We start from the raw sequence: 24,791 nt of genomic DNA on the forward strand, positions 1-24,791 counted from the left end.
GAGCAGAAGAAGGCAAATCGCAGAGCAGAAGAAGGCAAATCGCAGCGGAGCCAAAGGGTCACAAAAATCGGCCAAAATTGAAGCTGGTGACGAGGTGACGGTGTACAGCCTGAATCAGAAGGGTACGGTAGTCGAGGTACATGGTTCAGATGCTACCGTTCAGCTTGGCATTATGAAGATGAAGGTAGCATTGGGTGATTTGGAGCTGCTTAAGTCATCTGCATCTACAAAAAATCAGCAGCCAAAGCAAGCGGCTAGTCTAACACGCTCACGCGAGGATAACATCAAGATGGAGCTGGATTTACGGGGTGAAAGCTTAGAGGAAGCAATTGTTGAGGTCGATCGCTTCCTAGATGAATCGTTCTTATCCGGTTTTAGTCAGGTTTTCTTGATTCATGGCAAAGGAACAGGTGTATTACGCACAGGCATACAGCAATATTTGCGTAAGCACAGCCATGTGAAAAGTTTCCGTATAGGTAATTACGGCGAGGGCGGAGTTGGCGTTACTGTAGCAGAGCTTAAATAATGAAGCATATATATGAAGGCTCAAGTAACTGACAGTTCATGAGCAACAAATAGGCCTAATAATGGAGGGATATTTGGATGGAAAATGAAGTCGATAAGCTTTTAAGCAACCCTTATGCCGCTTCCCTTGTTTACGTATCGGTAACGGTGTTAGCGCTTATTGTGTTTTTGTCCTGCTTTGAGCTGGTTACAAGATATAGATGCTGGACTGAGATCAGAAAAGGAAATGTAGCTGTCGCTATGGCAACCGGTGGGAAAATATTTGGTATTTGCAATATTTTCAGGTTCTCGATTGAAGCTAATGATTCCGTGTATCAAAGCTTGATTTGGGGCGCTTTTGGATTCGTTATTTTGATGGCAGCTTACTTCTTATTCGAATTTTTGACGCCTGTATTTCGCATTGACGATGAAATCGAGCGAGATAATCGAGCGGTAGGCTTAATTTCGATGATTATTTCTGTATCGCTTTCTTATGTTATTGGAGCAACGGTTACTATTTAGTTGGAGGCAGTTATTATGAACTATTTATGGAAAATTTTAGTTGTGGTAGCTATATTATTTTTTGGTGTAGGTATTATTTATATCATGAACAATTAGAAGGAGATAAAGAATATGGAAGAGCAAGTGATTTGTCCGTGGTGTGCAACAGAAATTAGCTGGGATGAAGAGATTGGGCCGGAGGAAAATTGCCCGCATTGTGAAAATGAGTTAAACGGTTATCGTACGATGCAATTCGGGATTGGTGAAGACGAGGAATTGATTGAAGATGAGGTTGTTCATGTGGAAGCGGATGAATGGTCGGAAGAAGATGAAGAGGAAGATACACTAGATAATAAGCATAAACAGTGGTTAGAGCAAGGTGAAGGCTATCGGAATACGAATGGGGCTCTGCTTGCAATAGAAGGCTCTCTGCAAAATATATTTGATGACCAAGAAGAAGTGCCAGAATGTCCAAACTGTCGTGAGTATATGCTCGAGGCTGGCATACAAAAAATAAGCGAACAGAATTTCGTTTCGACAATCGCGCCATCGCTTGGCGGGCCAATTTTGCCAGTGCCGTTCGAGCTGAAATGGTATGTGTGTCCAGCTTGCTTCAATACGACATCAGTACTATCCAATAAGGATAGAGATGTATTAATTAATCGGTTGACGCCGAAGGAATAGTTAGTTAAGGAAATATTGGACGGGCATGGCTTGCACTATTTAAGGGAACCTTACAAAACGTATTTCTGATAAAGCTGACTGTAGGTATGATTGGATTCATACCGCCTCATTCGTCAGGCAGGAGGAGTCGTTTTGAATAAGTCTTTAGGCAGTCAAGCCGCCCTATTACTGGTCGTACAAGCTTTGTTCGGAGTTGCTAATGCGTTGTCCGGAGCCTTTGTGCCTGTATACTTATGGAAAGCAAGTCAGTCATATATGCTGATTGGATGGTTTACATTAGGACAATACGTTATGAGTGGACTGACGTTTTATATTGTTGGAAAATGGGTTAAAGAGCATAACAAAATGAACAGTCTGCGTATCGGTATCGTTTTGTCCGGACTGTTTTATTGTGCTGTTTTGCTGTTAGGGCAGCAGGCAAAGTTCTATTTCTTACCATTAGGAATTCTGAACGGCATAGCACTCGGTTTTTTCTGGCTTGCCTTTAATGTTGTTTATTTCGAAGTAACTGAACCGGAAAATAGAGATCGATACAATGGCTGGGCAGGCTTACTCGGATCGGCAGCTGGTATTGTAGCGCCATGGGTATCAGGATTGCTCATTACGTCCTTGCAAGGTGAGCGTGGTTATCGAATTATTTTTACAATATCGCTTGTAATCTTTGCCGTCAGCGGCGTATTGAGCTTTTGGCTAAAGAAAAGGAAAACAGAGGGCATCTACAATTGGAAGCATGGATGGGAGCAGCTCCGGCAGAAGGGAAATCCTTGGCGGCGTATGCTGCCGGCAATAGCCGCACAAGGCGTACGTGAAGGTGTATTCATGTTTCTTGTGGGACTTACCGTATATGTAGCAACGCAGAATGAGAGCAAGCTAGGAACTTTCTCGTTAATTACATCTTTTGTGGCATTAGTGAGCTTCTGGATAGTCGGAAAGCTGCTTAAGAAGAAAAATAGGAAAATAGTGATGTTCATTGGAGTCATCATGATTGCGGTCGTTATATTACCGCTGTTCTGGAAGGTTTCGTATATGACATTACTGCTTTTCGGGATCGGAACCTCTCTGTTTATGCCGCTGTACATCATTCCAATGACATCCCGAGTGTACGATTTGATTGGACAGTCAGAAGAAAGCGCACGTGAACGCGAGGAGTTTATTGTGCTGCGAGAAGCAGGGCTGACCATAGGCAGAATAATTGGATTATCCTCCTATTTAATCGTATTGCCGCTTAATCATTCATCTGTGGCGATTACATGGCTGTTGTTTGCAGTGGGCATAGTTCCTATAGCTGGCTGGTGGTTTATGAAGCCGTTTTTATCTCAGCAATAAGCTGATAATACTGCATCATAAACATAGCATCGGAATGATCTAATGCCCGAACGTTATTAATGAATTGGAGGTCGATACAGATGCCGAGAATAGTATCGGATATAACCAAGTTAATCGGCGATACACCTGTCGTCCGTCTTAACCGGCTTCCTGATGAAGACAGTGCAGAGGTTTGCGTCAAGCTGGAACGATTTAACCCAAGCGGCAGTGTCAAGGATCGGGCAGCATTCGCACTCATAAAAGAAGCAGAGAAAAGCGGGCTTATCCGTCCTGGTGATACAATCATCGAGCCTACAAGCGGTAATACCGGTATTGGACTGGCGATGAATGCCGCTGCCAAAGGTTATCATATGATTTTGGTCATGCCTGACAATATGTCAGCAGAGCGTATCAAGCTGCTGCAGGCTTATGGTGCAGAAGTCGTGCTGACGCCGGCTGCTCAGAGAATGCCCGGTGCCATCCGCAAGGCAGAGGAGCTGCAAGCACAGCGACCAGGCAGCTATATTCCTAATCAATTTAGAAACAAAGCCAACCCAGATATTCATCGCTTCACAACTGCTCAAGAAATAATGCGGCAAACGGATGGAAATCTGGATGCTTTTGTCGCAACGGCAGGTACCGGCGGTACCATAACGGGTACCGGCGAGGAGCTGAAGAAGCTGATCCCAAATATTTATGTTGCAGTTGTGGAGCCGCAGGGCTCACCTGTCCTATCTGGCGGTCAACCAGGTCCTCATAAGCTTGTAGGGACAAGTCCTGGCTTTATCCCGGACATCTTAAATACATCGGTTTATGATGAGATCATCCAAGTATCTGATGAGCATGCATTAACGACGATGAAGGATTTGGCAAAGAGAGAAGGATTGCTGCTAGGACCGTCATCCGGTGCTTCCGTATGGGCAGCTATGCAGATAGCGAAGCGTCTAGGCAAAGGAAAGCGAGTGCTTTGCATTGCGCCGGACACTGGTGAGCGATATTTGAGTATGGATATCTTTTAATGCATAACGGGGTGAATGCTTTACTTCCACTCCCGCAAGGCTTGCTTAAGAATTTCTCTTCGCTCAACGATATAATGGCGAATGAAGGCTGGTTCTGAAAGAAAGATATCATAGCTTGACTTCCTTGTATAATCATTGCGAATGGCAGGAGATAAGCGTACATGCATCTTATTAATGACGGGCTCGAGCTTATCGACTGTAAAAGCTGCTTGCAGCAAATTATTCATAATCTTATGATACTTCTTACGGCATGCTGGGAAAGTGAACAGCATGCTAGTAAGTTTGTTATAGCCTTGAAGCCTCACTAAATCACTTCCGCATGGCTTACCGTAGCAGTTTCTCCCCCATGTCCCCTCATAATCCCATGGAATAATGCGATATTTTCCGCTTGACTGATGTTCATAAAGAGCATAGTTCTGATCAAACCCATCATAGTTTCCTGTTAAGACAGCGCCCGCCAGCCATAATAAATACTGAGAAATATCTAGTCTGCGAGCAGTTAATGCTCCTAAGCTTTTACCTGACATACGATTCAGATTACGTACAAAAGAAACCAGTCTGCTTTTTGCCCCTGTTTTACCCTGTCTCATTTCGTAGCCATCGAAGAGGGAAGATTTTGTGCCCTGCGTAGTGGGATCAGTTAAGCTGAAGTCAGCGCTGTCGTTTACCGCGTATAAAAGTGAGCGATAGCTTATACCTCGTTTCTCAAAGAAAAGCCGATCGACCGATTCAATTTCTAGATAGACACCTTGTTCGGATCCGTTTAAGATTAGCCAAAAATGATTGGTTTCAGGCGACGGTACGCCGATTTTATTGAAGAAATAAAAGGACAGCGCATTTCGCATCATGGATGGATCGTCATATTCTGCATTCCAATGGAATGTCTTACCGCCTTCAAGTCGAACCTCATACGATTTTTTGGAATAATTACGTGTATGACCGCCCCGAAGTCCAAAGGTTACGTTATGCTTCCTTCCATCTATTACAAGCTCAGCCGGTTTAAATTGATTACTCCAAGCATCGCTTTGAATTTCCTCTAAGTCAGAATCATCAATACGTATATAACGGACAGGTAATATCTCAGCAGCCATGTCATCATCATCCTCCGAGGAAAAAGATAAAGCCTACCGTTAGACGATAGGCTTTAATACTTATTTACCTTATTCAGATCGTGCCTAGATGGTCACTGTTATTTGGGCTTACAGATTGTATTGCCAAACTAAATTAAATTCCATCTTAAATGTGAACCTATACGGTTATGAATCTACCCTATTTATCGTAACGAGATAGGAGCTTGTTCTTATATAAATAGATAGAAATCTAGTACCGTTACTATAAGGGATACATATAAATATATTACATATCATCTCCCAAGATATATGAACCGAACCAAGCAAAGGAGAGATGCTCGCCGTTTTTCATAGTCTGGCTGATGACAAGTTCAAGAGGTTGTTTGTGAGGATACGCTTGTAATCTACTATTAAAGAAAGTATCGGAGGGATTATTTATGAATTATTGGAACTGGAATAGCAACGTGATGGGACAAAGCCAATCAAGTAACAATAATCATCACAAAAGCAACAAGAGTGAATTTCTTAACAGCTTGGTAGGCAAAAATGTAAAGATTAATCGTGGTGGACCAGATTCGATTCAAGGAAATTTGTTAGCTGTTAAAAGTGACTGCTTGGTTATGAATACAAACGAAGGCGTTGTCTATGTTTCTACCAGTCATGTGAAAAGTATGACCGAAATTACTGGTAACAAGAATAATAAAAGCGGCCGACGTGATCCTGAATATGTGAATGCATCTAATTTCAATGGTGTTATTCGTTCATTCAATCACAAATTTGCTCAAATTAACTGGGGTGGCCCAGAAAAAGTGGAAGGCTTCGTTGCAGAAGTAGGTAACCAAGGAGTGATGCTCGTTACAGCAGGCCAAGAGGTTTTGCAAATGCAGCTCTTCCACATTAAAACGATAAAAGCAGCAGGCAAAAATCAATCGGGTGGAAATAAATCCGGCAGTAACAACAATAACAACAAGAGCAACAGCAACAAGAGCAACAGCAACAAGAGCAACAGCAATAAAAACAACAGCAAAAACAGCAATAAAAATAAAAATAATAAATCGAATGGAAATCGTTCAGGCGGACAAAACAGTGGCGGTAACCGTAGCGGCGGTAAAAATCGATAAGTTGAATTAACTCTACATTCCATTCAAAGTAATGTACGGTATGTGTTCAATAAAGCGGACTACGTGTCGAGTAGAGGTCAAAAACCGACGCTCGGCTTTATTAACAATTGGGAAGAAAAGGAGGTTAGTAAATTGAAAAACATTCATCCACTGCTGGACCGATATGTTGAATTAGAAATTTCGGGAAAATTTGCGCCCATACGCGGTAAACTGATCGAGTTTGGTCAAGATATTTTGGTGCTTCATAATGGTCAGCAGTTTTTTTATGTCCCGCTTATTCACTTACAACAGCTTCGTGTTTCGACGAGTGAAGAAACTATATTAGAAGTTCCGGAAATGCCGTTTGAGCCTTATAATGAGCCAATATCCTATCGTAAAATGCTTATGAACGCAAAAGGGATGTTCTCCGAAATTTATATTACAGGGAATCAGTCTATTCACGGTTATTTAACGAATGTAATGAATGATTTCTTCGTTTTTTATTCTCCTGTTTACCATTCTGTTATTATTTCGCTTCATCATTTGAAATATTTAATTCCTTATAGTCCAAATGTAACGCCATATACGTTGACTCCAGAGCAGTTTCCGCTTAGACCATCACCGATTACGCTTGCTAGAACATTCGATCAACAGCTTCGAAAATTAATCGGTGAATTTGTTGTTCTAGATTTAGGTGGAAACTCAAATAAAATTGGTGTTTTGAAAAATGTTGACCAAAGCATGGTCGAGCTTGCTTCAGTAAGTGGAAATGCAGTATTTGTGCATTTTGACCATGTAAAAACGGTTCATGTTCCTTAACCAAGCATAATAGAAGTTTTTTAATATAAAGATAGACTGTACTCTCAGCTTGTTTTATTGGAGTGCAGTCACTTTTTTTAAATAAACGTGGTACATAAATGAAGGGATTATTGCTCATAATACGTTTGGCACGAAAAAATTGGAGGAGGATGAATATGATTCAGCCAATGACGGCAAAAGAGCTGGAGTATATCGCAGACTCGATGTCAAACGAGGATTTGCAAATTAAACAATGTGTTGCCGGGATAAATGAAGCGACAACACCAGCAATGCGCAACTTACTTACACAAATGGTTCAGACCCATCAACAGCATTATAATTCGCTTTTGCATGCGATCTCGCATCATCAGCAAATTGCACCTACACAACCACAGCAGTAATTTACAGTGTTAAAAAAAGGAAAAAGAGCTTTTCAAAAAGTATAGGAGGTTTCTATCATGTATCAGAAGCAGACGCAGTCCATATTAACGGAAGAGGATCTAGTAAGCACTGTGCTAGCCGATCTGAAGCGAATCGTTCGTGAATATGCGACGGCGGCAACGGAATCGACATGTCCAGACATTCGGCAAATGTTTACTAAGCTAATGGACAGCAGCTTAACGCTGCAGGGTCAACTATTTACAGTTATGCAGCAGCAAAATATGTATAACGCCTCTTCACCTGCTTTACGTCAAGAAATGGCTAAGCAAGAAAAGCAGTACAAACAAACACAGCAGAAGACACAACAGTTTTTGCAGCAAAACCTGGGACAACAGCAAGGACAGACATTTTATACGCCAATGCCTCATCAACAGGGACAGCAACAGCAAGGCAACCAACCCTACTATATGTAAAGACCCTTTGGGGTCTTTCTTAATGTTTGCTCGATAATGCGATGACGAAGGAGTAAAAGTCTCCAAAATGCCGTTATTTGGCGGAATGGACTCTTATTCCGATTAATGATCATGCTGTCACGCAGCCCTCTTGGGCTGCGTTTTTTGATTGCTGAACCTATTCATTAAAACAACCAAGAAACCCAATAAGACAAAATGACTAGTGTGAAAATGACGGTGATCGGAATGACAAGAGAGGTCACTTTGATATATTGGCCCCATGTTATTTTGACCCCGCCTTTCCGTAAAATATTCATCCACATTATGGTAGCTAGTGTCCCGATTGGTAATAAGAGCGAGCCTACATCACTGCCTATTACGCTTGCTAAATACGAAATTTTTAATGTCAACGGATCGAGTCCCATATTCATTAGCGTAAGCGTTCCGACCATTAAAGCGGGATGATTGTTGAATAAATTAGAAAGAACACTTAAGAGAGTACCCATCAGAACACTTGCATTGAGTAAGCTTCCAGAGACAATAGGCTGAAGCAGTTGGATAAGTAGATCGGTCAATCCAATATTATTCAGGCCATAAATAATGACGTACATACTGAAGGCGAAAATGAATATATACCAAGGTGTCTTCTTCAGCATATCGGCAGGAGAGATTTTCAAGTAGATCCAGCGCCATGCGAGCAATAGAGAGGATCCGATTACGGCCATTAATGGAACGGGAAAATGAATATAGGAGGCTACGAATAGGAGTATTCGAATGGTTAATACAAAAATGAATATGTTTCGCATGAAGCTAGTTCGATTGTCTCTGGAAATGCTGTCTTTGAGCGGATGGCTTCCCGGCATCATACTCCACGCTGCAGCTGGCGGCAATTTTTTGGGTAGAATGCGATAGAAGGTTGCAAACAGCAGGAAGGATAGCAGGGCTAGTCCAAGTGAAGCAGGAACGAACATCATGGCGGTATGCATATAGAGATCCATGTGAACAATTTTGATAGCAATTAGATTAACGATATTACTAACGCCAATTGGAGCGCTGGATGCCGTTGCAATGAGAGCCCCGGAGATGAGATAAGGTATTTTTTGATGATTTTTGAGTCCCATGTTTTGAAGGAGCAGCAATAGAATTGGTGTTGTGATTAATATACTGCCGTCATTGTTAACGAATAGCGTCATGAGAAAACAAAAGAGAATCGTAATCCAGAACAAGCGAATGCCTGATCCTTTTGCTTTTTTCATTAGAAGCTCAGCTGCCCAATAGAAAAAACCAAAGCTTTCTAGAACAATGGCCATTACAATGGTGGCTATAATCGTTACTGCGGCACCGCTAATCGTATCCGTAATTTTCCCGAGGTCAGCTAAGGTGACACTTCCGCTGAGTATAACAAATAAGGCCCCAATGGTTGCGGGAATAGCTTCATTAACATGCGGACGCCAGAAGATGAAACCGATTGTAAATAGGAAAGCGCAAATTGTGACGATGACCATTAAGTCATACATGATAAAACCTCTTTTCAATTTTCAAGTTATTTATTCTTGTAATCAACACTCCTTACTTAAATGAAGTTGCTTTAATCTAGCATTTTGTCTAAATCTACTAAACCTAATAAATCTACTAATTCCCCTCCTCTTCTATTAGTAATAATATCTATGTAATGTATGTATACGTAGCAGGCATATCATACGTACTAGTCAATATCCCTAACTCTATTAAAATCTGCTAGTGTCAGTTATTGATACTTATCTTGTAATGATAGTTGTCGACTATAGTATTTGGCCTATACGATACAGCCCTTAATGCTATGTTTGCAGGAAAAACGAATTCGTTGTAAAATATTCTTTATAATCGCAGCGTTCTGGAAGGAGTTATACAATGACCGAATTACAGTTGAAAGTGTTGGAGCTGCTGAAGGAAGATGCGCGTAGGGATGCCGAGTTAATCGCAACCATGCTTGCCGTGCCGACAGAAGAAGTGAAGCAAGCAATAGCGACTTTAGAGGAAGATCATGTCATTGTTAAGTATGCAACAGTCGTTAACTGGAGCAAAATTGACGATCAAAAGGTAACAGCACTTATTGAGGTTCAAATTACACCTGAACGCGGGCGCGGTTTCGAAGGTATTGCGGAGCGTATTTATTTGTACCCAGAAGTGAAATCCGTTTATTTGATGTCTGGGGCGTATGATTTGCTTGTTGAGGTAGAAGGAAAAAATTTAAAAGAGGTTGCCTCTTTTGTATCTAATAAATTATCACCAATTGATGCGGTATTATCGACTAAAACATTTTTCATATTAAAAAAATACAAACAAGACGGCATAATCTTCGAGGAGCATGAAGGTGATCATCGATTGATGGTTTCGCCGTGAAAAAAGGGTGATGGCAATGATCAAAGATGAAGAAAAGCAACCCACCACACCTACGCAACGCCTAGCGATGGCAGATTATTTGTCCCCGCTTGTACGAGGCATTAAACCGTCGGGTATCCGTCGGTTTTTTGATTTAGTTAGCACGCGTAAGGATGTCATTACTCTCGGAGTAGGTGAACCTGACTTCGTAACGCCGTGGCATGTGCGTGAAGCTGCAGTATACGCACTTGAAATAGGGAAAACACAATATACTTCCAATGCGGGTATGCCTGAGCTACGTGAAGCAATAGGTCACTATTTACATAATTCATTCGCGGTAGAATATGACCCTGCGAATGAAATACTAGTGACGGTAGGCGGAAGTGAAGCGATCGATCTTGCGCTTCGCGCTTTAATTGCGCCAGGAGATGAAATATTAATTCCTGAGCCTTGTTATATTTCTTATTCTCCAATCACTACGCTTAGCGGCGGTATTGCTGTGGGCATCGAAACTTTCGCTGAAGACGAATTTAAGCTGAAGGCAGAAAGCTTACAAGCGGTTATTACTCCGCGTTCCAAAGTACTTGTATTAAGTTATCCAAGCAATCCTACTGGCGCAACTATGAGCTACGAGGACTGGATTCCGATTGCAAAAATAGTTGAGGAAAACGACCTTATCGTAATCTCGGATGAAATATACGCGGAATTATCTTATAACACCAAGCATGTTAGCTTTGCAACAATGCCGGGAATGAAGGATCGGACCATTCTGGTCAGCGGCTTTTCCAAAGCGTTCGCGATGACCGGGTGGCGGATGGGTTATGCCTGTGGTCATTCGGACATTATTTCTGCAATGCTGAAAATTCATCAGTTCACTGTAATGTGTGCACCGATTATGGCACAATACGCTGCTCTTGAAGCGCTGCAGCATGGCTTAGAAGAAAAAGATAAAATGGTTGAAGCTTATAACCAACGGCGTCGGTTAGTTGTGAAAGGATTCCGTGACATCGGACTTGATTGTCATGAGCCGCAAGGAGCATTCTATGCGTTTCCATCGATCGCTTCCACTGGCTTAACAAGTGAGCAATTTGCACAGCGTCTGCTTGATGAAGCGAATGTTGCAGCTGTTCCAGGCGATGTTTTTGGTCTCGGAGGAGAAGGACATTTGCGCTGCTCCTATGCAACATCTGTTACGAATTTGACAGAGGCTCTTGATCGAATTGGAAAGTTTGTATACCGCTTAAAGCAGCAGGGCTAAGCTAGGGCTGTACAGGTTCTTCCAGCAACAAGCAGCAGGTCAGGAGAGCATCCGGCCTGCTGTTTGTATTTTAGGGGTGGAAGTAAGAGGTATGCCCAGCTGAATCTGGTTGTATTGAGCTGAAAATATGTTATTTATGATATAGTGGGAAGAGATATGTAGGTGTAAAGGGGAGCGGTGGAAGATGAAGCTGTATACAAAAACCGGAGATAGCGGGCAAACGTCATTAATTGGCGGACGAGTACGCAAAGATGATTCACGAGTAGAGGCCTATGGCACAATAGATGAGTTGAATTGCTTTGTCGGACAGGCTGCTGCTGAAGCAGCTAAGCATGATGAATTAACGGAGATGTCCGATCTGTTAATTCAAATTATGCAGGAGTTATTCGACTGCGGCTCGGATCTCGCTTATGCGAAGGAAGGCTCGCCTTTGAAAATATCTACGGAACCAGCTGTTCGCCTAGAAGGCTGGATCGATCAATATATTGCCGAAGCGCCTGAGCTTACGAGATTTATTTTGCCTGGGGGAAGCTCGGTTTCGGCCTTGCTGCATGTATGCAGAACCGTATGCCGCCGAGCAGAGCGCCGCGTCGTGACGCTGTCTGTGGAGCATCCGATTAACGCTGACGTATTGGCCTATTTGAATCGCTTATCTGATTTCTTCTTCGCGGCTGCAAGAGTCGCAAATGCGAAGCTTGGAGTGCCGGATACGGAATATGTACGCAGTGCGGAAGTATTTCGGAATCCAAAAAAATGATGGAAATATTGGATAGCCTCTATTATAAGCCGTTAGTCGTCGTCGTCKGCGAAGCGGATCATGGGAAGATGGTACGCACGGTGCTTGAGCGGAAGCTTGGCGTTTCACGAAAGCTGCTATCTCAGGTCAAGCAGACTGAGCATGGGTTAACCGTTAATGAAGTTCGTGTGTATACGACTGCTAAGGTATCCACAGGAGATGTTATTCGTGTGAGAATGGAACGGGAAATATCCGAGGATATTTTGCCCGAGCCGATACCGATACAAATTGTATATGAGGACGATGATCTTCTGATCGTCAATAAGCCGGCGGGAATTGTCGTACACCCAACGCAGGGCCATTACACAGGTACGTTGGCAAACGGTGTCGTCTATCATTGGCGGCAAAAAGGTGAACGGGTTCGATTTAGACCCGTTCATCGTCTAGATGAGGATACTTCAGGGCTAGTGGCAATTGCTAAAACTTCCTATGTTCATCAGCAGCTGTCTGAGCAAATGCAGGCTAATACGATTATGAAAATTTATCGAGCGTACGTTTACGGAATGCCAGATCCAGCTGAAGGAATTGTCAACGAGCCTATCGATCGGGATCCTGATGAGCCACATATTCGAATAGTAACTCCGGAAGGATATCCATCAGTTACTCATTATAATACGGCAGAAAGTTTTCATTCAGATAGAGGAAATACTGGCATCCCACCTGCAGCAGCTGTCCGCTTGAAGCTGGAGACAGGCCGGACCCATCAAATCCGCGTTCATATGCAATATATCGGCTGTCCTCTAATCGGCGATAAAATGTATGGTCCGAAGGACGGCGCAGTCATGGAATGGGAAGAGGCTGCTGGACGACAAGCGCTGCATGCCGAGACACTGGGCTTCACTCATCCGATTACGAAAGAGTGGATGGAATGGAATGCTGCGTTGCCGCCTGAGTTCATTCTTTTGGAGCAAATTCTAGGGCAATCTCATTAATAGGAATTGGCTAGTTTATTTATATAACTTATTTACAACGCATCAGGAGGACATCGTTAATGACAAAAGCAAAGCTGTTAACCATCTATCTATATCCAAAATGCAGCACCTGCAAGGCAGCGGTTAAGTCACTGCAAGCAAAAGGAAATGAGCTTGATTTACGCCACATTGTCGAGCAAACACCTACCGTGGCTGAGTTGAAGCAGCTTATTGTGATAAGCGGTTTGGATATGAAGAAGTTCTTTAATACATCCGGCGATGTCTACAGAGAGCTTGGGTTAAAGGACAAGCTAGGGGCGATGTCAGAGGATGAGAAGCTAGCTTTGCTTGCATCAAATGGCATGCTTATTAAACGCCCTATCGTAACAGATGGCAGTCAAGTGACGATCGGCTATAAGGAAGAACAGTATGAACAAGTTTGGAACGGAAATGGGTGATTCAGTCATGACAGAAACGAAATGGAGATCGGACCGTTTATCCCTGCTCGGATCTTCCATTTTTGCTGAAGTAGCCTCGTGGAAAATGGCTGCTGCAGCAAGTGGCCAGCATATCATTGATCTAGGCATCGGAAGTCCAGATCAGCCGCCAACAGAAGCAGTGAGACAAGCTTTAAGCGAAGCGGCGCTTCGTTCAGATATGTATGCTTATCCAGCTACGAAAAGCGGCCTTCCGTTTCGGGAGCATGCGGCAGAATGGATGAAGCATCGGTTTGGTGTTGAGCTCGATCCTGTGAGTGAAATGGTTACATTGCTTGGGTCACAAGATGGCCTTGCTCATTTGGCTATGGCACTTTGTGATCCTGGAGATATGGCGTTGCTGCCTAATCCCGGTTATCCCATTTATGCTGCGTCGTTAGCACTAGCCGGTGTCGAGTCTGTATTGATGCCGCTTCGTGAAGAAAACCAATACATGCCGGATTTGGACGCGATATCGGACGAGGATTGGGATCGCGCAACCTTTATATTGCTTAACTATCCCAATAATCCAATATCTGCAGTAGCGAACTTAACTTTTTTCGAATCATTGCTTGAGAAAGCGCGCCGTCATGGTGTGTTAGTCGTGCATGATCTGGCTTACTCGGAGATGGGCTTTGATGACTGCGAGCCGCCAAGTATTTTGCAAATTCCTGGTGCGCTGGAGCAAGCTGTTGAATTTCATTCCTTATCCAAAAGCTTTAATATGGCCGGTTGTAGAATCGGTTTTTTGGCCGGGAACAAGCAAGCAGTTAGCGCGCTTCGTGAGCTGAAGGCGAATATTGATTACGGTGTATTCGATCCTATTCAGGAAGCGGGAATTGTAGCCTTGCAGGAAGCGATGAACAACCCTGATATGCCGAAGGCTGGAAAGCTATATGAGCGTCGCCGTGATGTTTTTCTGGAAGCGCTGCGCGAGGAAGGCTGGTCCGTTGTCGTTCCAAAGGCAACCATGTTCGTATGGGCGCAGCTGCCTCCGATGCTTTGGTCACATAAGGAGCCATGGACATCACGACTAATTTCCCAGGAGATGCTTGCTAAGACAGGTGTAGTTGTAGTGCCAGGTGAGGCTTTCGGCACAGAAGGCGAAGGTTATGTTCGTATTGCGTTAGTTGAAGATGAGGAACGTTTAAAGGAAGCAGCAAGGCGGATTGGTAGATTCATTCGCGGGGAATAAATGAAGTAGATCATAAAAAGAAGTTATAAAGGAGTTAATTAAGATGAGTGATCAAAGAGTACTTTTGGTAGATGGAATGGCTATTTTATTTAGAGCCTATTTCGCAACGGCCTTCGCAGGAAGCAGCAGCATTCGCAGAACGAGTGCTGGTGTTCCAGTCAACGCGGTGCACGGTTTTGTACGTTATTTTATGGATGCCATTAATACGTATAGTCCTACGCATGTAGTATGCTGCTGGGATATGGGGAGCACGACTTTCCGAACAGAGCAATACGACGGTTATAAGTCCAATCGACCATCTGCACCGGAGGATCTTATTCCACAATTTGATCTTGTCAAAGAGGTTGTTGCCAGCTTCAACGTGCCGAACATTGGAATAGTCGGTTTTGAAGCAGATGATTGTATTGGAACTTTAGCAGCATTGCTAAAGGACCAAGCCCATGTTTTCGTAGTAACGGGTGATCACGATATGCTTCAGCTTGTCGATGATCGCGTATCAATCGCGATTATGAAGAAGGGTATTGGAAACTATATGGTGTACACACCTGAGAGTTTAATGGAGGAGCGCCAGCTTACCCCAGCGCAAATCATTGACATGAAGGGCCTAATGGGTGACACGAGTGATAATTACCCAGGTGTAAAGGGAATCGGYGAGAAGACGGCACATAAGCTGATTACAGAGCATGGCTCTATCGACCGATTGCTGGAGAACCTTGATGCCGTGACGAAAACGGTTCGTGCGAAAATTGAAAATGATCTCGAAATGCTCCATTTGTCGCGTCAACTGGCAACTATTCATTGTGAAGCACCTGTTGCAATCGAACTAGCTAGCTGCTGTTGGGCATATGAGCGCGAAAGTGTGCAGCGCAAGTTCGAGGAGCTTGAATTTAAGAACTTAATTTCTCTTATTAGCTAGAAGTAGGAGCCCTTTCTCGGGAAATCGAGAAAGGGCTCCTATTTTTGTGAGAAACCATTCGTCCTTAGATAAGGACGACGAAAGCCGTTTACGCTTTTCATAGAAACAGCTGAGATACATTAATATGATGTCCTTTTTTGATGAAATCAGTTGGCGACATAGAGGTGTGCTTTTTAAAAATACGAAAAAAATAGGAGGTGTCATAGTAGCCAAGATGATTGGAGATATCAGATACGGACATATTGGAATTGATGAGCAGACCGCATGCTTCCATGATGCGCAACTGATGAATATAGTTGATTGGTGATATTCCGATTACTTCACGAAAAATAGCGATCGTATAGTTTGGGGAACGATGTATAAGCTGTGCGAGCTGTTTGATCTCAAGCTCTCGCGAAAGTGTTCCAAAATATATGCTTTAATAAGCTGAGAAAATTTCATTTTCATAGGTGTAACCTCGGGTTTTTCTAATTCTCTAGAGAGCAAACCAAGCAATTCATGCAAAATGCTAATGCATATTAAAGCTTGATAGGTATCGTGATTTAGTGATTCCTCGTATAGTATGGAGAAGCGGCGCTGAATATATTGAAAATTATGAGGTTTGAATTTTACAAATTGCTGATTGCTAAGTAACGGTATAATACGATCCAATGATTGGGATGGTGTCAACGACATTGTATATTTTCTATGCAGTCCAGAGGAGTGGTTTTCAGCGGCTCTTTTTATTCCTTCGGGAAAAAATATGAAGTCACCAGCTTCACCGATAACTTCCGTTCCGTTGACATTGTAGGCCACCCTACCCTCAACAATTAGTATGAGAATATGGTGAGTAACCGTTTCTTGTGATTTTTTCCAGTTCGTAATGAAATTATCATAATGTACAGAATGTATGACTGACAAAAGAGTTCCTTCTCCCCTAATATATTTCCTGAATATAGCATAATAATAGCGATATTTAAAGGTATAAGACAAGATTAAGTGAAAAATTTAGGTGTAAACTAAATCATAAATAATCGTTGAATCGTACATATCATTTTGATATCATACATGGACGAGTCTTTGTTAGAAATTTTATAATAAGAGCACAGTTTAGAAAGCGCTAACAAAAAAAGGAGCTTGTACCTATGAGAGTATTACTATTGGATTTGGATTCAACAAAACCTAATCATCTAGGCTGCTACGGCTATCATCGCAATACGTCGCCTAATATAGACAGTGTTGCGGCGGAGGGGTTGCGGTTTGAAAACTATTATACCTCGGATGCGCCGTGCTTTCCTTCAAGAACAGCTCTAATGACCGGCACCTTTGGCATTCATAATGGCGTGGTTGGCCATGGCGGAACAGCTGCAGATGTGCGTCACGATGGGGCGTCTCGCGATTTTAGAAGCCAATTGGACACTAGCAGCTTCCCTTCCTTGTTCCGCAGAGCGGGGATGAAGACAGCATTAGTAAGTCCGTTTGGAGAAAGACATAGCGCATGGACATTTTATGCCGGCTTCAACGAAATTCATAATACAGGAAAAGGTGGCATGGAGTCGGCTGAAGAAGTTACTCCTGTAGTGTTGGACTGGTTAGATCGCAATGCAGAGCAAGAGGATTGGCTGCTTTATGTGAATTATTGGGATCCGCATACACCTTATCGTGCGCCTGAGGATTTTGGCAATCCATTTGAGCATGAGCCATTGCCGGATTGGATGAACGAAGAGCTTCTAGAGAGGCACCTCAATAAAGTAGGTCCGCATAGTCCAAAAGAGATAAATATGTACAATAGTAATACATACTCACAATTTCCTCGTTATCCTGGTGAAATTGCCAATATGGAAGATATGCGTCGGATGGTCGATGGTTATGATTGCGGTGTTAAATTTATGGACGGGCATGTTGGTCAAATATTAAGCTCCTTGAAGCAAAAAGGGATCATGGATGATGTAGTCATTATTATTACAGCAGATCACGGTGAGAATGTGGGTGAGCTAGGCATTTATGGCGAGCATGGTACAGCGGATCAAGGAACATGCCGTATTCCGATGATTATTCGTTGGCCTGGTCATACAGCAGGAACAGTTGACACTGGCTTGCATTATCATCTCGATTTRCCGCCTACGATGGCGGACATGATGGGGCTGTCGCCTGCTTCGAATTGGGATGGAAAAAGCTATGCTAGATCTATCCGTGAAGGTGCTGAAACAGGCCGTAACTATTTGGTCGTCTCGCAATGCGCGCATGTTTGTCAGCGCAGCGTACGATTCGATGACTGGCTATATATTCGTACGTATCATGATGGCTACCACTTATTCGACAAGGAGATGCTGTTTAATATAACTGAAGACCCTTACGAACAGCACAATATTGCGGATCAGCATCGTGATAAATGTATGGAGGCCGTCTATCATTTGAATGAATGGCATGATGAAATGATGTCCACTATGAAGCATGATGTCGATCCTTTATGGACTGTGATGAAGGAAGGCGGACCTTACCATGCCAAAGGCCACCTAAAAGAATATGCAGCGCGGTTGGAAGCTACGGGGAGAGCAGTTGGAGCAGATGAATTGCGCAAAAGACATCCGCAGGAAGAAGCATAGTAGATGCTGTAGCTGCAACTGCAACTGCAGCGAATAATAGGGAGACAAAATAATAGCTTGCGTCTAAAGGCATTGCCTTCATGACGCAAGCTATTATTTTTATGAGACACCAACCAGCTACACTGTCCAAGCTGAATGAACAATCGCCACTACATACCAGCTGTCTTCGTATTTTTCCAAAACAACGATCAGACTCGACCAATCGAGACCTTCAAGATTTTTATCAAAGCCGCTGAAATGATAGTCAGCCAAATAGCTATCCGGGAAAACTTCTTTTATATTATTAACCATATTACCAGCAATTAGCACTTTATCGTCGCCGAGCTTTTCTCGATTCACATAATCTTGATCGTAAACAAATTTCTCGTAGTATTGCTGAAAGGTCAGCTTGATCGTTTCACCGGATCCGTCATATTCTCCCCAAATGAAGGGGGTATCGTCAGTAAATGTAGGTAATGCATCGGGTTTAAATACTTGTGCCGTATCAGCATGAATATAAAGATAGGGTGAAAATAAAACGCCTTTGACTGGATGGATCAGCTGCTTTAAAGCACTATGGTTTTTGTCTTTTAATAGCTGAACTACGGCATCGGTCGTTTCTTCTTTTGTTAAAGTGTTGGCAGGCGATGGTGTTGGTGCAGCAGTAGTGGTAGCAGTCGCGGTTGGTTGTGATGGTGATGGTGATGGGATATTCGTTGGACTGCTGGATGGCTGCTTATCTCCGCCTACAATGCTGCTGCAGCCACTTAGTAATAAACATCCAACAACGATGAATAGCCATTTTTTCATGATGCTCACCCCTTAAAATTTTGTTTTCTATTTAACGATTCATGCACTGAAAAGGTTGCGTTACTCACTCAAATCAAAAGGCTGGATTAGACGCTTACTTATTTACAATTTTTTCTATTATACCTTCAAGAACATGACTTATACAGATCGCCGTGTAAATACAGAAAGGCGTTATCGAATATAATCCAGAATTCGAATTGGCGTATTTATAAAATCAGCAAATAAACAATGAAGACCGCCCTGAGTAGGGACGGTCTTCAAATGATAAGAATATAAAAGTTTTACACTTGACTACACCCGACAAATTTCAGCTGGGCAGTTTTCACATTTACAAATACCACGAAGATATTGAAGATCTTTAATGATAATAGCACCATGTTCAATTGTAATGACATCTGCTTTGCGCATTTCGCTTAACATTCGATTTACACTTTCGCGAGTAGCGCCGATCATTTCTGCCAGTTCTGAATTATTCATTTTTTTCTCGATCTTGATCTCATTACCTTGGTGAACACCATAAGAATTACTTAACCGGATCAACAGTGAGCATAAAGCACCAGGTTTGCCATAGAGCAACAGATCGCGGAATTTAGTTTGAGTCATGCGATGCATCACACCCATCCATTTCATAAACTCAATGGCGAGATCGCCGTGCTGCCAAAGCAATGTCTCTAGATCCTTTTGTTGTATAATGCCAAATTCGGCATCTTCGATCACTTCTGCATTGAAGGTTTGTGTAGAATGTTGAAAGGGATCAATTTGTCCGAACATATCCCCCTCATTGTAGAGATATAGAGTAATTTTATTCCCATTATCGGTACTTTTCGTTAATTTTACTTGGCCTTTTTTCACAAAATATAAATAATCCGCTTGATCGCCATCCCAAAATAAATAAGATCCAGCCATCACTGTTTTGGAATACATAATATTTTTTAGTCTATCCAAATTTTCCGCTGAGAAGAAAGCCGATATACCTTKATTCCCCTTCAAAGTCTCATCATTACTTGCTGTATATGTGTTAACGGCCATATATAACAGCCCCTCTCCGTGTTTCGATACTCTAATCATACAATTTCCTTTCATAGGAGGGTATCGGGGGAAGCCCCCATCTTTGCGGGGGGAAATCCCTGATCGTATTGTGAGGAAAATCACAGTAATCAGGGTACATCCCTGAGAGGCTTTGGGGGAATTCCCCGACATACAAATACAATTACAACCTTTACAATAAACAAATAGATGTGATCGGAGAGAAGGGGAAAGGGATATGAGTGACTACGAGACGGATCTAATAAGCAGCTCTATTAATCATATACGTACGAGTTCGTTAAGTGATTTTGTGGCTCTAGCCCTTCCAGTAGAGAATGGAAACAAGTATCGGTGGAGCTATGTGAGTGGTAATACCAATCTTCGATATCAACAAATGTTAGTTAAACGAGGCAAGGAATTATCGGGAATGGCTGTACTGCTAGGCAGGAGCTTAGTTAAGGGGAATGGATCACTAGAAGCTGAGAAATACAAACTCGATTGTCCATTAATGCTAGCGGAGGGTTTGAAGACAGCCACAGCCATTCCAATTGCTTTGAAAATGGGCGGTATGGCTGTTCTATTGGTTGGTTTACGTCATGTTCACCACTATACGGCAAACGAACTCAGTAAACTCGAGGCGTTAGCCAGAGCTCTCACTTTATGATTAGAAGAATCAAACGAATAGAATGAGGAAAATGGATTTCGAAGTTAGAGATCCATTTTTTTTGTGTTAAAATATAAGATAGCATAAGTTTCAACCATTGGAGGTTAAACATGATTAAGCTATGTATTGTCGATGATCATGCTGTTGTACGATCAGGTCTTAAGATGCTCTTAAATGAAAAAGATGATATGGATGTGATCGGTGAAGCTTCTGAGGGTGACGAAGCGATAAAGATCGCGAGAGAGCTGCAGCCGGATGTGATACTAATGGATTTAAGCATGCCTCATGGTAAAGACGGCTTAACGGCGACAAAAGAACTTAAAGAGCTATTTCCGGATATGGTGGTCCTATTCCTCACGATGCACGATGATGATGAATATTTATTTCGAGCCATTCATGCCGGTGCGTCGGGATATATACTCAAGAGTGCTCCACATGAAGAGCTAGTTACCGCTATTCGAACAGTTGCCGAGGGGAACGCCTATTTATATCCGACAGCGACTAAGCGATTGATGAGTGAGTACTTGGATCGCGCTCATAGCGGCGGGAGCGGCAGATCAATGGAAACACTGTCCGATAGAGAGAAGGAAATTGTCTCATTAGTCGCTAAAGGATACAGCAATAAAGAAGTCGCTGAGCAGCTTGTTATTAGCATAAAAACGGTGGAATCACACAAAGCGAACGTAATGGACAAACTAGGATTGYGAACAAGGCCGGATCTGGTCAAATATGCGATGAAAAAGGGGCTGCTTCATTTTGATTAATTCAGGTTGGGAAGAGGAGAGTCAGAATGCACTCATGCATTTAGCAGATCTAAAATTCGCTTTGAATGAATCGTCAATCGTAGCCGTCACCGACCGAAAAGGCTTTATTCAGTATATTAACGATAAATTTTGCGAGATTTCTAAGTACGAACGCGAAGAACTTATGGGTAAAGATCATCGGATTATTAATTCAGGCCATCATAGTAAAGCATTTATGGAAGAGCTATGGCGCACCATTACTTCTGGTAACGTTTGGCGTGGTGATATTAAAAATCGGGCGAAAGACGGCAGCTATTACTGGGTAAATACAACGATCGTACCCTATATTGACGAACACGGAAAGCCTTATCAGTACTTAGCCATTCGCAATGAAGTGACTGAATTAAAGCGTGTTCAGGAAGAGCTTCAACTGATGATGAAGCAGAGTATGATTACACAAGAGGAGGAAAGAAGAAAGTTTTCCCGTGAGCTGCATGATGGTATCGGGCAAAGCTTATTCTCGCTTCTAATTCAGATAGATCAATTGAATAATAAGGAGTCAAATCCAGGCTTAGAAAATATCCGTGCTAGCGTATCGCATATTATAGAGGACGTGCGAAGTCTTGCTTGGGAATTGCGGCCGTCAGTATTGGATGATCTGGGAGTTGTACCCGCTATTAGAACTTATATAGAAAATTATACCGAGTATTATGGTATAAGGGTCAAGCTTGAAATTGATTTTAGACGTCGGATAGACGTCCAAGAAGAAACAACCATTTATCGAATCATACAAGAGGCTCTGACCAATATCGGGAAATATGCGGATGTTGATGAAGCCTATATTCAGTTATCAGATTTACCTGAAAGGCTAGAGGTACGCATCAAAGATGAGGGGAAAGGATTTTTGCGCAATACGAGCATCAAAGGAGTCGGTTTATTCAGTATGGAGGAACGAGCAAGGGCAATTGGAGCACAATTAGCGATTCATTCGCAGCCCGGAATTGGAACTGAAATCATATTGACTATACCTGCGACGAAATCGCAATAACAACGAAAGGCATCTAACKTTTCCWTAWGGAAACGTTAGATGCCTTTCGTTGTTATTGAACTGTATTGTGTGTGACTATTATCACTGTAAGCAAGGTCCATTTCATGATGTAATTGATGAAAGTTAAACTTAATCTATTAAACAATTTAGATAAATAAAAAGTAGAAAGGAGTAATTTTTATGCAATTTGAGCTTCTTCATCCTGCGGATCAGATTATTTTGATGATGGAACGGATTTACGGTTATGGAATGACAACGACTTCAGGAGGAAACCTGTCTATATTGGATGAAAACGGAGATATATGGATAACCCCTGCTGGTATCGACAAAGGTACACTTAGTCGTAATGATATTGTTTGTGTGAAGCCAGATGGTCAAATAACAGGTATTCACAAACCGTCCAGTGAGCTCCCCTTTCATCGGTTAATTTACACAACGAGGCCAGATCTAAAGGCTGTCGTACATGCCCATCCCCCAGCGCTTGTTTCATTTAGTATGGTTCGTCGAATACCTGACACCAATATATTGCCAAACGAGCGTGAAATTTGCGGTGATGTTGGTATGGCGAAATATGCATTGCCTGGAAGTGAAGAGCTTGGAATGAATATCGCGGAGGTATTCGCGAAAGGTATTAATACGGTTATGCTGGAAAATCACGGAGTTGTCATTGGTGGCAATCATTTATTCGAGGCTTTTAAAACTTTTGAAACGCTTGATTTCTGCGCCAGACTGGAAATCAAGGCAAGTCGTATGGGCAAGACACTTCGGTTATCGGAAGAAGACTATAAGAAGGTTAGGACGAATAGTGATGTTCAACGTATAAGCTTTAAGCAGGGTGGCTACAGTTCTATGGAACGGGAACACCGCCGGGAAATGGTGAAGTTTATACAGCGTTCTTATGAGCAGCGGTTATTTACGAGTACGCAAGGTACATTTTCACAGCGACTTGGAGATGGCAGCTTCCTAATTACGCCTTATGGCATGGACCGGAAATATATAGATGTAGAAAATATAGTACGCATTGACAAAGGGGAAGTAGAAGAGGGAAAAACGCCGAGCCGATCAGTTGATCTGCATGCACACATCTATGAAAGTCATGCTCATATAGACTCTATAATTATAGCGCATCCACCTAATATTATGGCATTTGCTGTGACGGATGCTGAATTTGACTCAAGAACGATTCCCGAAAGCTATATTTTGCTGCGTCGAACGCCAAAGCTGCCATTTGGGTCCATTTATGTGGAACCACAGAACGCAGCAGCCATATTTACGAGAGATACTCCTGTTGCTTTAGTAGAAAATAACTGCGTAATTGTTACAGGGCAGAGCCTGTTAAACGCTTTTGATCGGTTGGAGGTAGCGGAGTACRGTGCGAAAGCGATTATAGACACCCGTAGCCTTGGGGACATCGTACTGATTGATGATAATAAAATATGTGATATTGATGAGGCATTTGGTTTGAATAAAAAGTAAGTGAATGTAGATCAGCAGTAGAGCGGAGGGATGATATGCTGACAGGGGTAATATTGGCCGGTGGGCAAAATCTTAGAATGGGCGGCGAGACCAAAGCCTTGCTTCCATTTTCTAATGAACTCCTTATTCAACGACAAATTCGAATTATGAAGCAAATTTGCTCCGAGATCATACTCGTAACCAATGATCCAAGAAGCTTCTTGCCGCTGCTTGGAAATACGATTCGTATTATTACAGATTATATTCCAGGGAAGGGAACGCTAAGCGCTATGTATGCGGCCTTTACACTTGCAAATAACACTGATTTTTGGGTAGTGGGATGTGATATGCCTTTTATATCTTATCAATCCGCGCAGCTTATGTGGAAGAGAAAACAGGAGCTTCAATGCGAGGCAATAATTCCCTCGATAGGAGACCAACTTCATGCACTCCATGGGATATACGACAAAAGCTGTGTGACAGAGATATCAAAATTATTAGATGCAGGAGAATCTAGGCTGGATGAATTATTAAAAGTGATTCAATACGATACATTAAAAGAAGTTGATTTTATAGAACAGGATCAAAGTGTTCGTTTTGTTATGAAGGTCAATACAAAGGAAGAATACGAGGAAGCCTTGATGCTGATTTTTTAGAGGGCATCATAAGTAAGCACAAAAAAAGAAACAGACCGTCCATACATGGGCGGTCTGTTGTGCTTTCATCCGGAGGAATGCATATGCCTGAATGATGA

The 24,791-nt window shown here is 42.5% G+C and carries 28 protein-coding genes; 22 read left to right on the plus strand and 6 right to left on the minus strand.

The annotated features are described in order from the left end of the window. The 5 genes from AC1DWN_RS10825 to cysK all read left to right on the plus strand — a co-directional run. Positions 1-526: Smr/MutS family protein (locus AC1DWN_RS10825; protein WP_477558914.1), on the plus strand; the 526-nt coding region annotated here is incomplete at its 5' end. Positions 527-603: 77 nt separating this feature from the next. After that, positions 604-1,026: a DUF350 domain-containing protein gene (locus AC1DWN_RS10830; RefSeq protein WP_477558915.1), complete on the plus strand. Its 423-nt coding sequence runs from the start codon at positions 604-606 to the stop codon at positions 1,024-1,026. A 111-nt stretch (positions 1,027-1,137) separates the two neighbouring features. Beyond that, positions 1,138-1,689, plus strand: a complete 552-nt coding sequence (locus AC1DWN_RS10835; RefSeq protein WP_477558916.1) for a hypothetical protein — start codon at positions 1,138-1,140, stop codon at positions 1,687-1,689. Between the two features lie 132 nt (positions 1,690-1,821). After that, positions 1,822-3,015, plus strand: a complete 1,194-nt coding sequence (locus AC1DWN_RS10840) for an MFS transporter (RefSeq protein WP_477558917.1) — start codon at positions 1,822-1,824, stop codon at positions 3,013-3,015. 80 nt (positions 3,016-3,095) lie between these two features. Then, entirely contained in the window at positions 3,096-4,013 is a 918-nt protein-coding gene (gene cysK, locus AC1DWN_RS10845; RefSeq protein ID WP_477558918.1) for a cysteine synthase A, read from the plus strand. A gap of 20 nt (positions 4,014-4,033) precedes the next feature. Here the strand turns inward: cysK and AC1DWN_RS10850 are convergent, their stop codons facing one another. Beyond that, positions 4,034-5,104, minus strand: a complete 1,071-nt coding sequence (locus AC1DWN_RS10850; RefSeq protein WP_477558919.1) for a CotH kinase family protein — start codon at positions 5,102-5,104, stop codon at positions 4,034-4,036. Between the two features lie 416 nt (positions 5,105-5,520). Between AC1DWN_RS10850 and AC1DWN_RS10855 the strand changes: the two genes are divergently transcribed. The 4 genes from AC1DWN_RS10855 (at position 5,521) to AC1DWN_RS10870 (ending at position 7,835) form a co-directional block, all read left to right on the plus strand. Next, positions 5,521-6,204 (plus strand): hypothetical protein, encoded by a 684-nt coding sequence (locus AC1DWN_RS10855; RefSeq protein ID WP_477558920.1) that lies wholly within the window; start codon positions 5,521-5,523, stop codon positions 6,202-6,204. A 132-nt stretch (positions 6,205-6,336) separates the two neighbouring features. Further along, positions 6,337-7,002, plus strand: a complete 666-nt coding sequence (locus tag AC1DWN_RS10860; RefSeq protein WP_477558921.1) for a DUF2642 domain-containing protein — start codon at positions 6,337-6,339, stop codon at positions 7,000-7,002. A gap of 155 nt (positions 7,003-7,157) precedes the next feature. Then, positions 7,158-7,382, plus strand: coding sequence for a hypothetical protein (locus tag AC1DWN_RS10865; RefSeq protein ID WP_477558922.1), 225 nt, complete (start codon positions 7,158-7,160; stop codon positions 7,380-7,382). Between the two features lie 57 nt (positions 7,383-7,439). After that, positions 7,440-7,835, plus strand: a complete 396-nt coding sequence (locus AC1DWN_RS10870) for a spore coat protein (RefSeq protein WP_477558923.1) — start codon at positions 7,440-7,442, stop codon at positions 7,833-7,835. A gap of 164 nt (positions 7,836-7,999) precedes the next feature. Here AC1DWN_RS10870 and AC1DWN_RS10875 read toward each other — a convergent pair whose 3' ends face one another. Then, entirely contained in the window at positions 8,000-9,331 is a 1,332-nt protein-coding gene (locus AC1DWN_RS10875; RefSeq protein ID WP_477558924.1) for an ArsB/NhaD family transporter, read from the minus strand. A gap of 373 nt (positions 9,332-9,704) precedes the next feature. Between AC1DWN_RS10875 and AC1DWN_RS10880 the strand changes: the two genes are divergently transcribed. The 7 genes from AC1DWN_RS10880 to AC1DWN_RS10910 all read left to right on the plus strand — a co-directional run bounded on the left by AC1DWN_RS10880 (position 9,705) and on the right by AC1DWN_RS10910 (position 15,727). Then, entirely contained in the window at positions 9,705-10,196 is a 492-nt protein-coding gene (locus tag AC1DWN_RS10880) for an Lrp/AsnC family transcriptional regulator (RefSeq protein ID WP_477558925.1), read from the plus strand. Between the two features lie 16 nt (positions 10,197-10,212). Further along, on the plus strand, positions 10,213-11,433 hold the full coding sequence (locus AC1DWN_RS10885) for an aminotransferase class I/II-fold pyridoxal phosphate-dependent enzyme (protein ID WP_477558926.1): 1,221 nt from the start codon (positions 10,213-10,215) through the stop codon (positions 11,431-11,433). A 184-nt stretch (positions 11,434-11,617) separates the two neighbouring features. After that, on the plus strand, positions 11,618-12,190 hold the full coding sequence (locus AC1DWN_RS10890; protein WP_477558927.1) for a cob(I)yrinic acid a,c-diamide adenosyltransferase: 573 nt from the start codon (positions 11,618-11,620) through the stop codon (positions 12,188-12,190). Beyond that, the gene (locus AC1DWN_RS10895) at positions 12,187-13,161 is read left to right on the plus strand and encodes an RluA family pseudouridine synthase (RefSeq protein WP_477558928.1); all 975 of its coding nucleotides are present in this window, start codon (positions 12,187-12,189) and stop codon (positions 13,159-13,161) included. Before AC1DWN_RS10890 ends, AC1DWN_RS10895 begins: the two co-directional genes overlap by 4 nt. A gap of 59 nt (positions 13,162-13,220) precedes the next feature. Next, positions 13,221-13,598: an arsenate reductase family protein gene (locus tag AC1DWN_RS10900; RefSeq protein ID WP_477558929.1), complete on the plus strand. Its 378-nt coding sequence runs from the start codon at positions 13,221-13,223 to the stop codon at positions 13,596-13,598. Then, entirely contained in the window at positions 13,570-14,811 is a 1,242-nt protein-coding gene (locus tag AC1DWN_RS10905; RefSeq protein WP_477558930.1) for an aminotransferase class I/II-fold pyridoxal phosphate-dependent enzyme, read from the plus strand. Before AC1DWN_RS10900 ends, AC1DWN_RS10905 begins: the two co-directional genes overlap by 29 nt. Before the next feature lie 43 nt (positions 14,812-14,854). Beyond that, positions 14,855-15,727, plus strand: a complete 873-nt coding sequence (locus AC1DWN_RS10910) for a 5'-3' exonuclease (protein ID WP_477558931.1) — start codon at positions 14,855-14,857, stop codon at positions 15,725-15,727. Between the two features lie 97 nt (positions 15,728-15,824). Here AC1DWN_RS10910 and AC1DWN_RS10915 read toward each other — a convergent pair whose 3' ends face one another. Continuing rightward, a complete protein-coding gene (locus AC1DWN_RS10915; RefSeq protein ID WP_477558940.1) occupies positions 15,825-16,142 on the minus strand; it encodes a helix-turn-helix transcriptional regulator in 318 nt (105 codons plus the stop codon). Further along, entirely contained in the window at positions 16,043-16,627 is a 585-nt protein-coding gene (locus AC1DWN_RS10920; protein ID WP_477558932.1) for a cupin domain-containing protein, read from the minus strand. The genes AC1DWN_RS10915 and AC1DWN_RS10920 overlap by 100 nt, the downstream gene beginning before the upstream one ends. Before the next feature lie 224 nt (positions 16,628-16,851). On the opposite strand from AC1DWN_RS10920, the gene AC1DWN_RS10925 reads away from it, so the two are divergent. Beyond that, entirely contained in the window at positions 16,852-18,312 is a 1,461-nt protein-coding gene (locus tag AC1DWN_RS10925; protein ID WP_477558933.1) for a sulfatase family protein, read from the plus strand. Between the two features lie 117 nt (positions 18,313-18,429). Here AC1DWN_RS10925 and AC1DWN_RS10930 read toward each other — a convergent pair whose 3' ends face one another. Together AC1DWN_RS10930 and AC1DWN_RS10935 are read right to left on the minus strand one after the other, a co-directional pair. Then, positions 18,430-19,101 (minus strand): hypothetical protein, encoded by a 672-nt coding sequence (locus AC1DWN_RS10930; RefSeq protein WP_477558934.1) that lies wholly within the window; start codon positions 19,099-19,101, stop codon positions 18,430-18,432. Positions 19,102-19,392: 291 nt separating this feature from the next. Then, positions 19,393-20,130 carry a Crp/Fnr family transcriptional regulator gene (locus AC1DWN_RS10935; protein ID WP_477558935.1) on the minus strand — a complete coding sequence of 246 codons (738 nt, stop codon included), beginning with the start codon at positions 20,128-20,130 and terminating at the stop codon, positions 19,393-19,395. Between the two features lie 235 nt (positions 20,131-20,365). On the opposite strand from AC1DWN_RS10935, the gene AC1DWN_RS10940 reads away from it, so the two are divergent. The 5 genes from AC1DWN_RS10940 to mobA all read left to right on the plus strand — a co-directional run bounded on the left by AC1DWN_RS10940 (position 20,366) and on the right by mobA (position 24,693). Next, positions 20,366-20,791 carry a hypothetical protein gene (locus AC1DWN_RS10940; protein ID WP_477558936.1) on the plus strand — a complete coding sequence of 142 codons (426 nt, stop codon included), beginning with the start codon at positions 20,366-20,368 and terminating at the stop codon, positions 20,789-20,791. 110 nt (positions 20,792-20,901) lie between these two features. Continuing rightward, positions 20,902-21,555, plus strand: a complete 654-nt coding sequence (locus AC1DWN_RS10945) for a response regulator transcription factor (protein ID WP_477558937.1) — start codon at positions 20,902-20,904, stop codon at positions 21,553-21,555. 34 nt (positions 21,556-21,589) lie between these two features. Beyond that, positions 21,590-22,582 carry a sensor histidine kinase gene (locus tag AC1DWN_RS10950; RefSeq protein WP_477558941.1) on the plus strand — a complete coding sequence of 331 codons (993 nt, stop codon included), beginning with the start codon at positions 21,590-21,592 and terminating at the stop codon, positions 22,580-22,582. A 180-nt stretch (positions 22,583-22,762) separates the two neighbouring features. Continuing rightward, entirely contained in the window at positions 22,763-24,058 is a 1,296-nt protein-coding gene (locus AC1DWN_RS10955; RefSeq protein WP_477558938.1) for a class II aldolase/adducin family protein, read from the plus strand. 35 nt (positions 24,059-24,093) lie between these two features. Continuing rightward, positions 24,094-24,693, plus strand: a complete 600-nt coding sequence (gene mobA / locus AC1DWN_RS10960) for a molybdenum cofactor guanylyltransferase (RefSeq protein ID WP_477558939.1) — start codon at positions 24,094-24,096, stop codon at positions 24,691-24,693. The last annotated feature ends 98 nt before the right edge of the window (positions 24,694-24,791 follow it).

Source organism: Paenibacillus sp. P4_A7, from assembly GCF_056402455.1.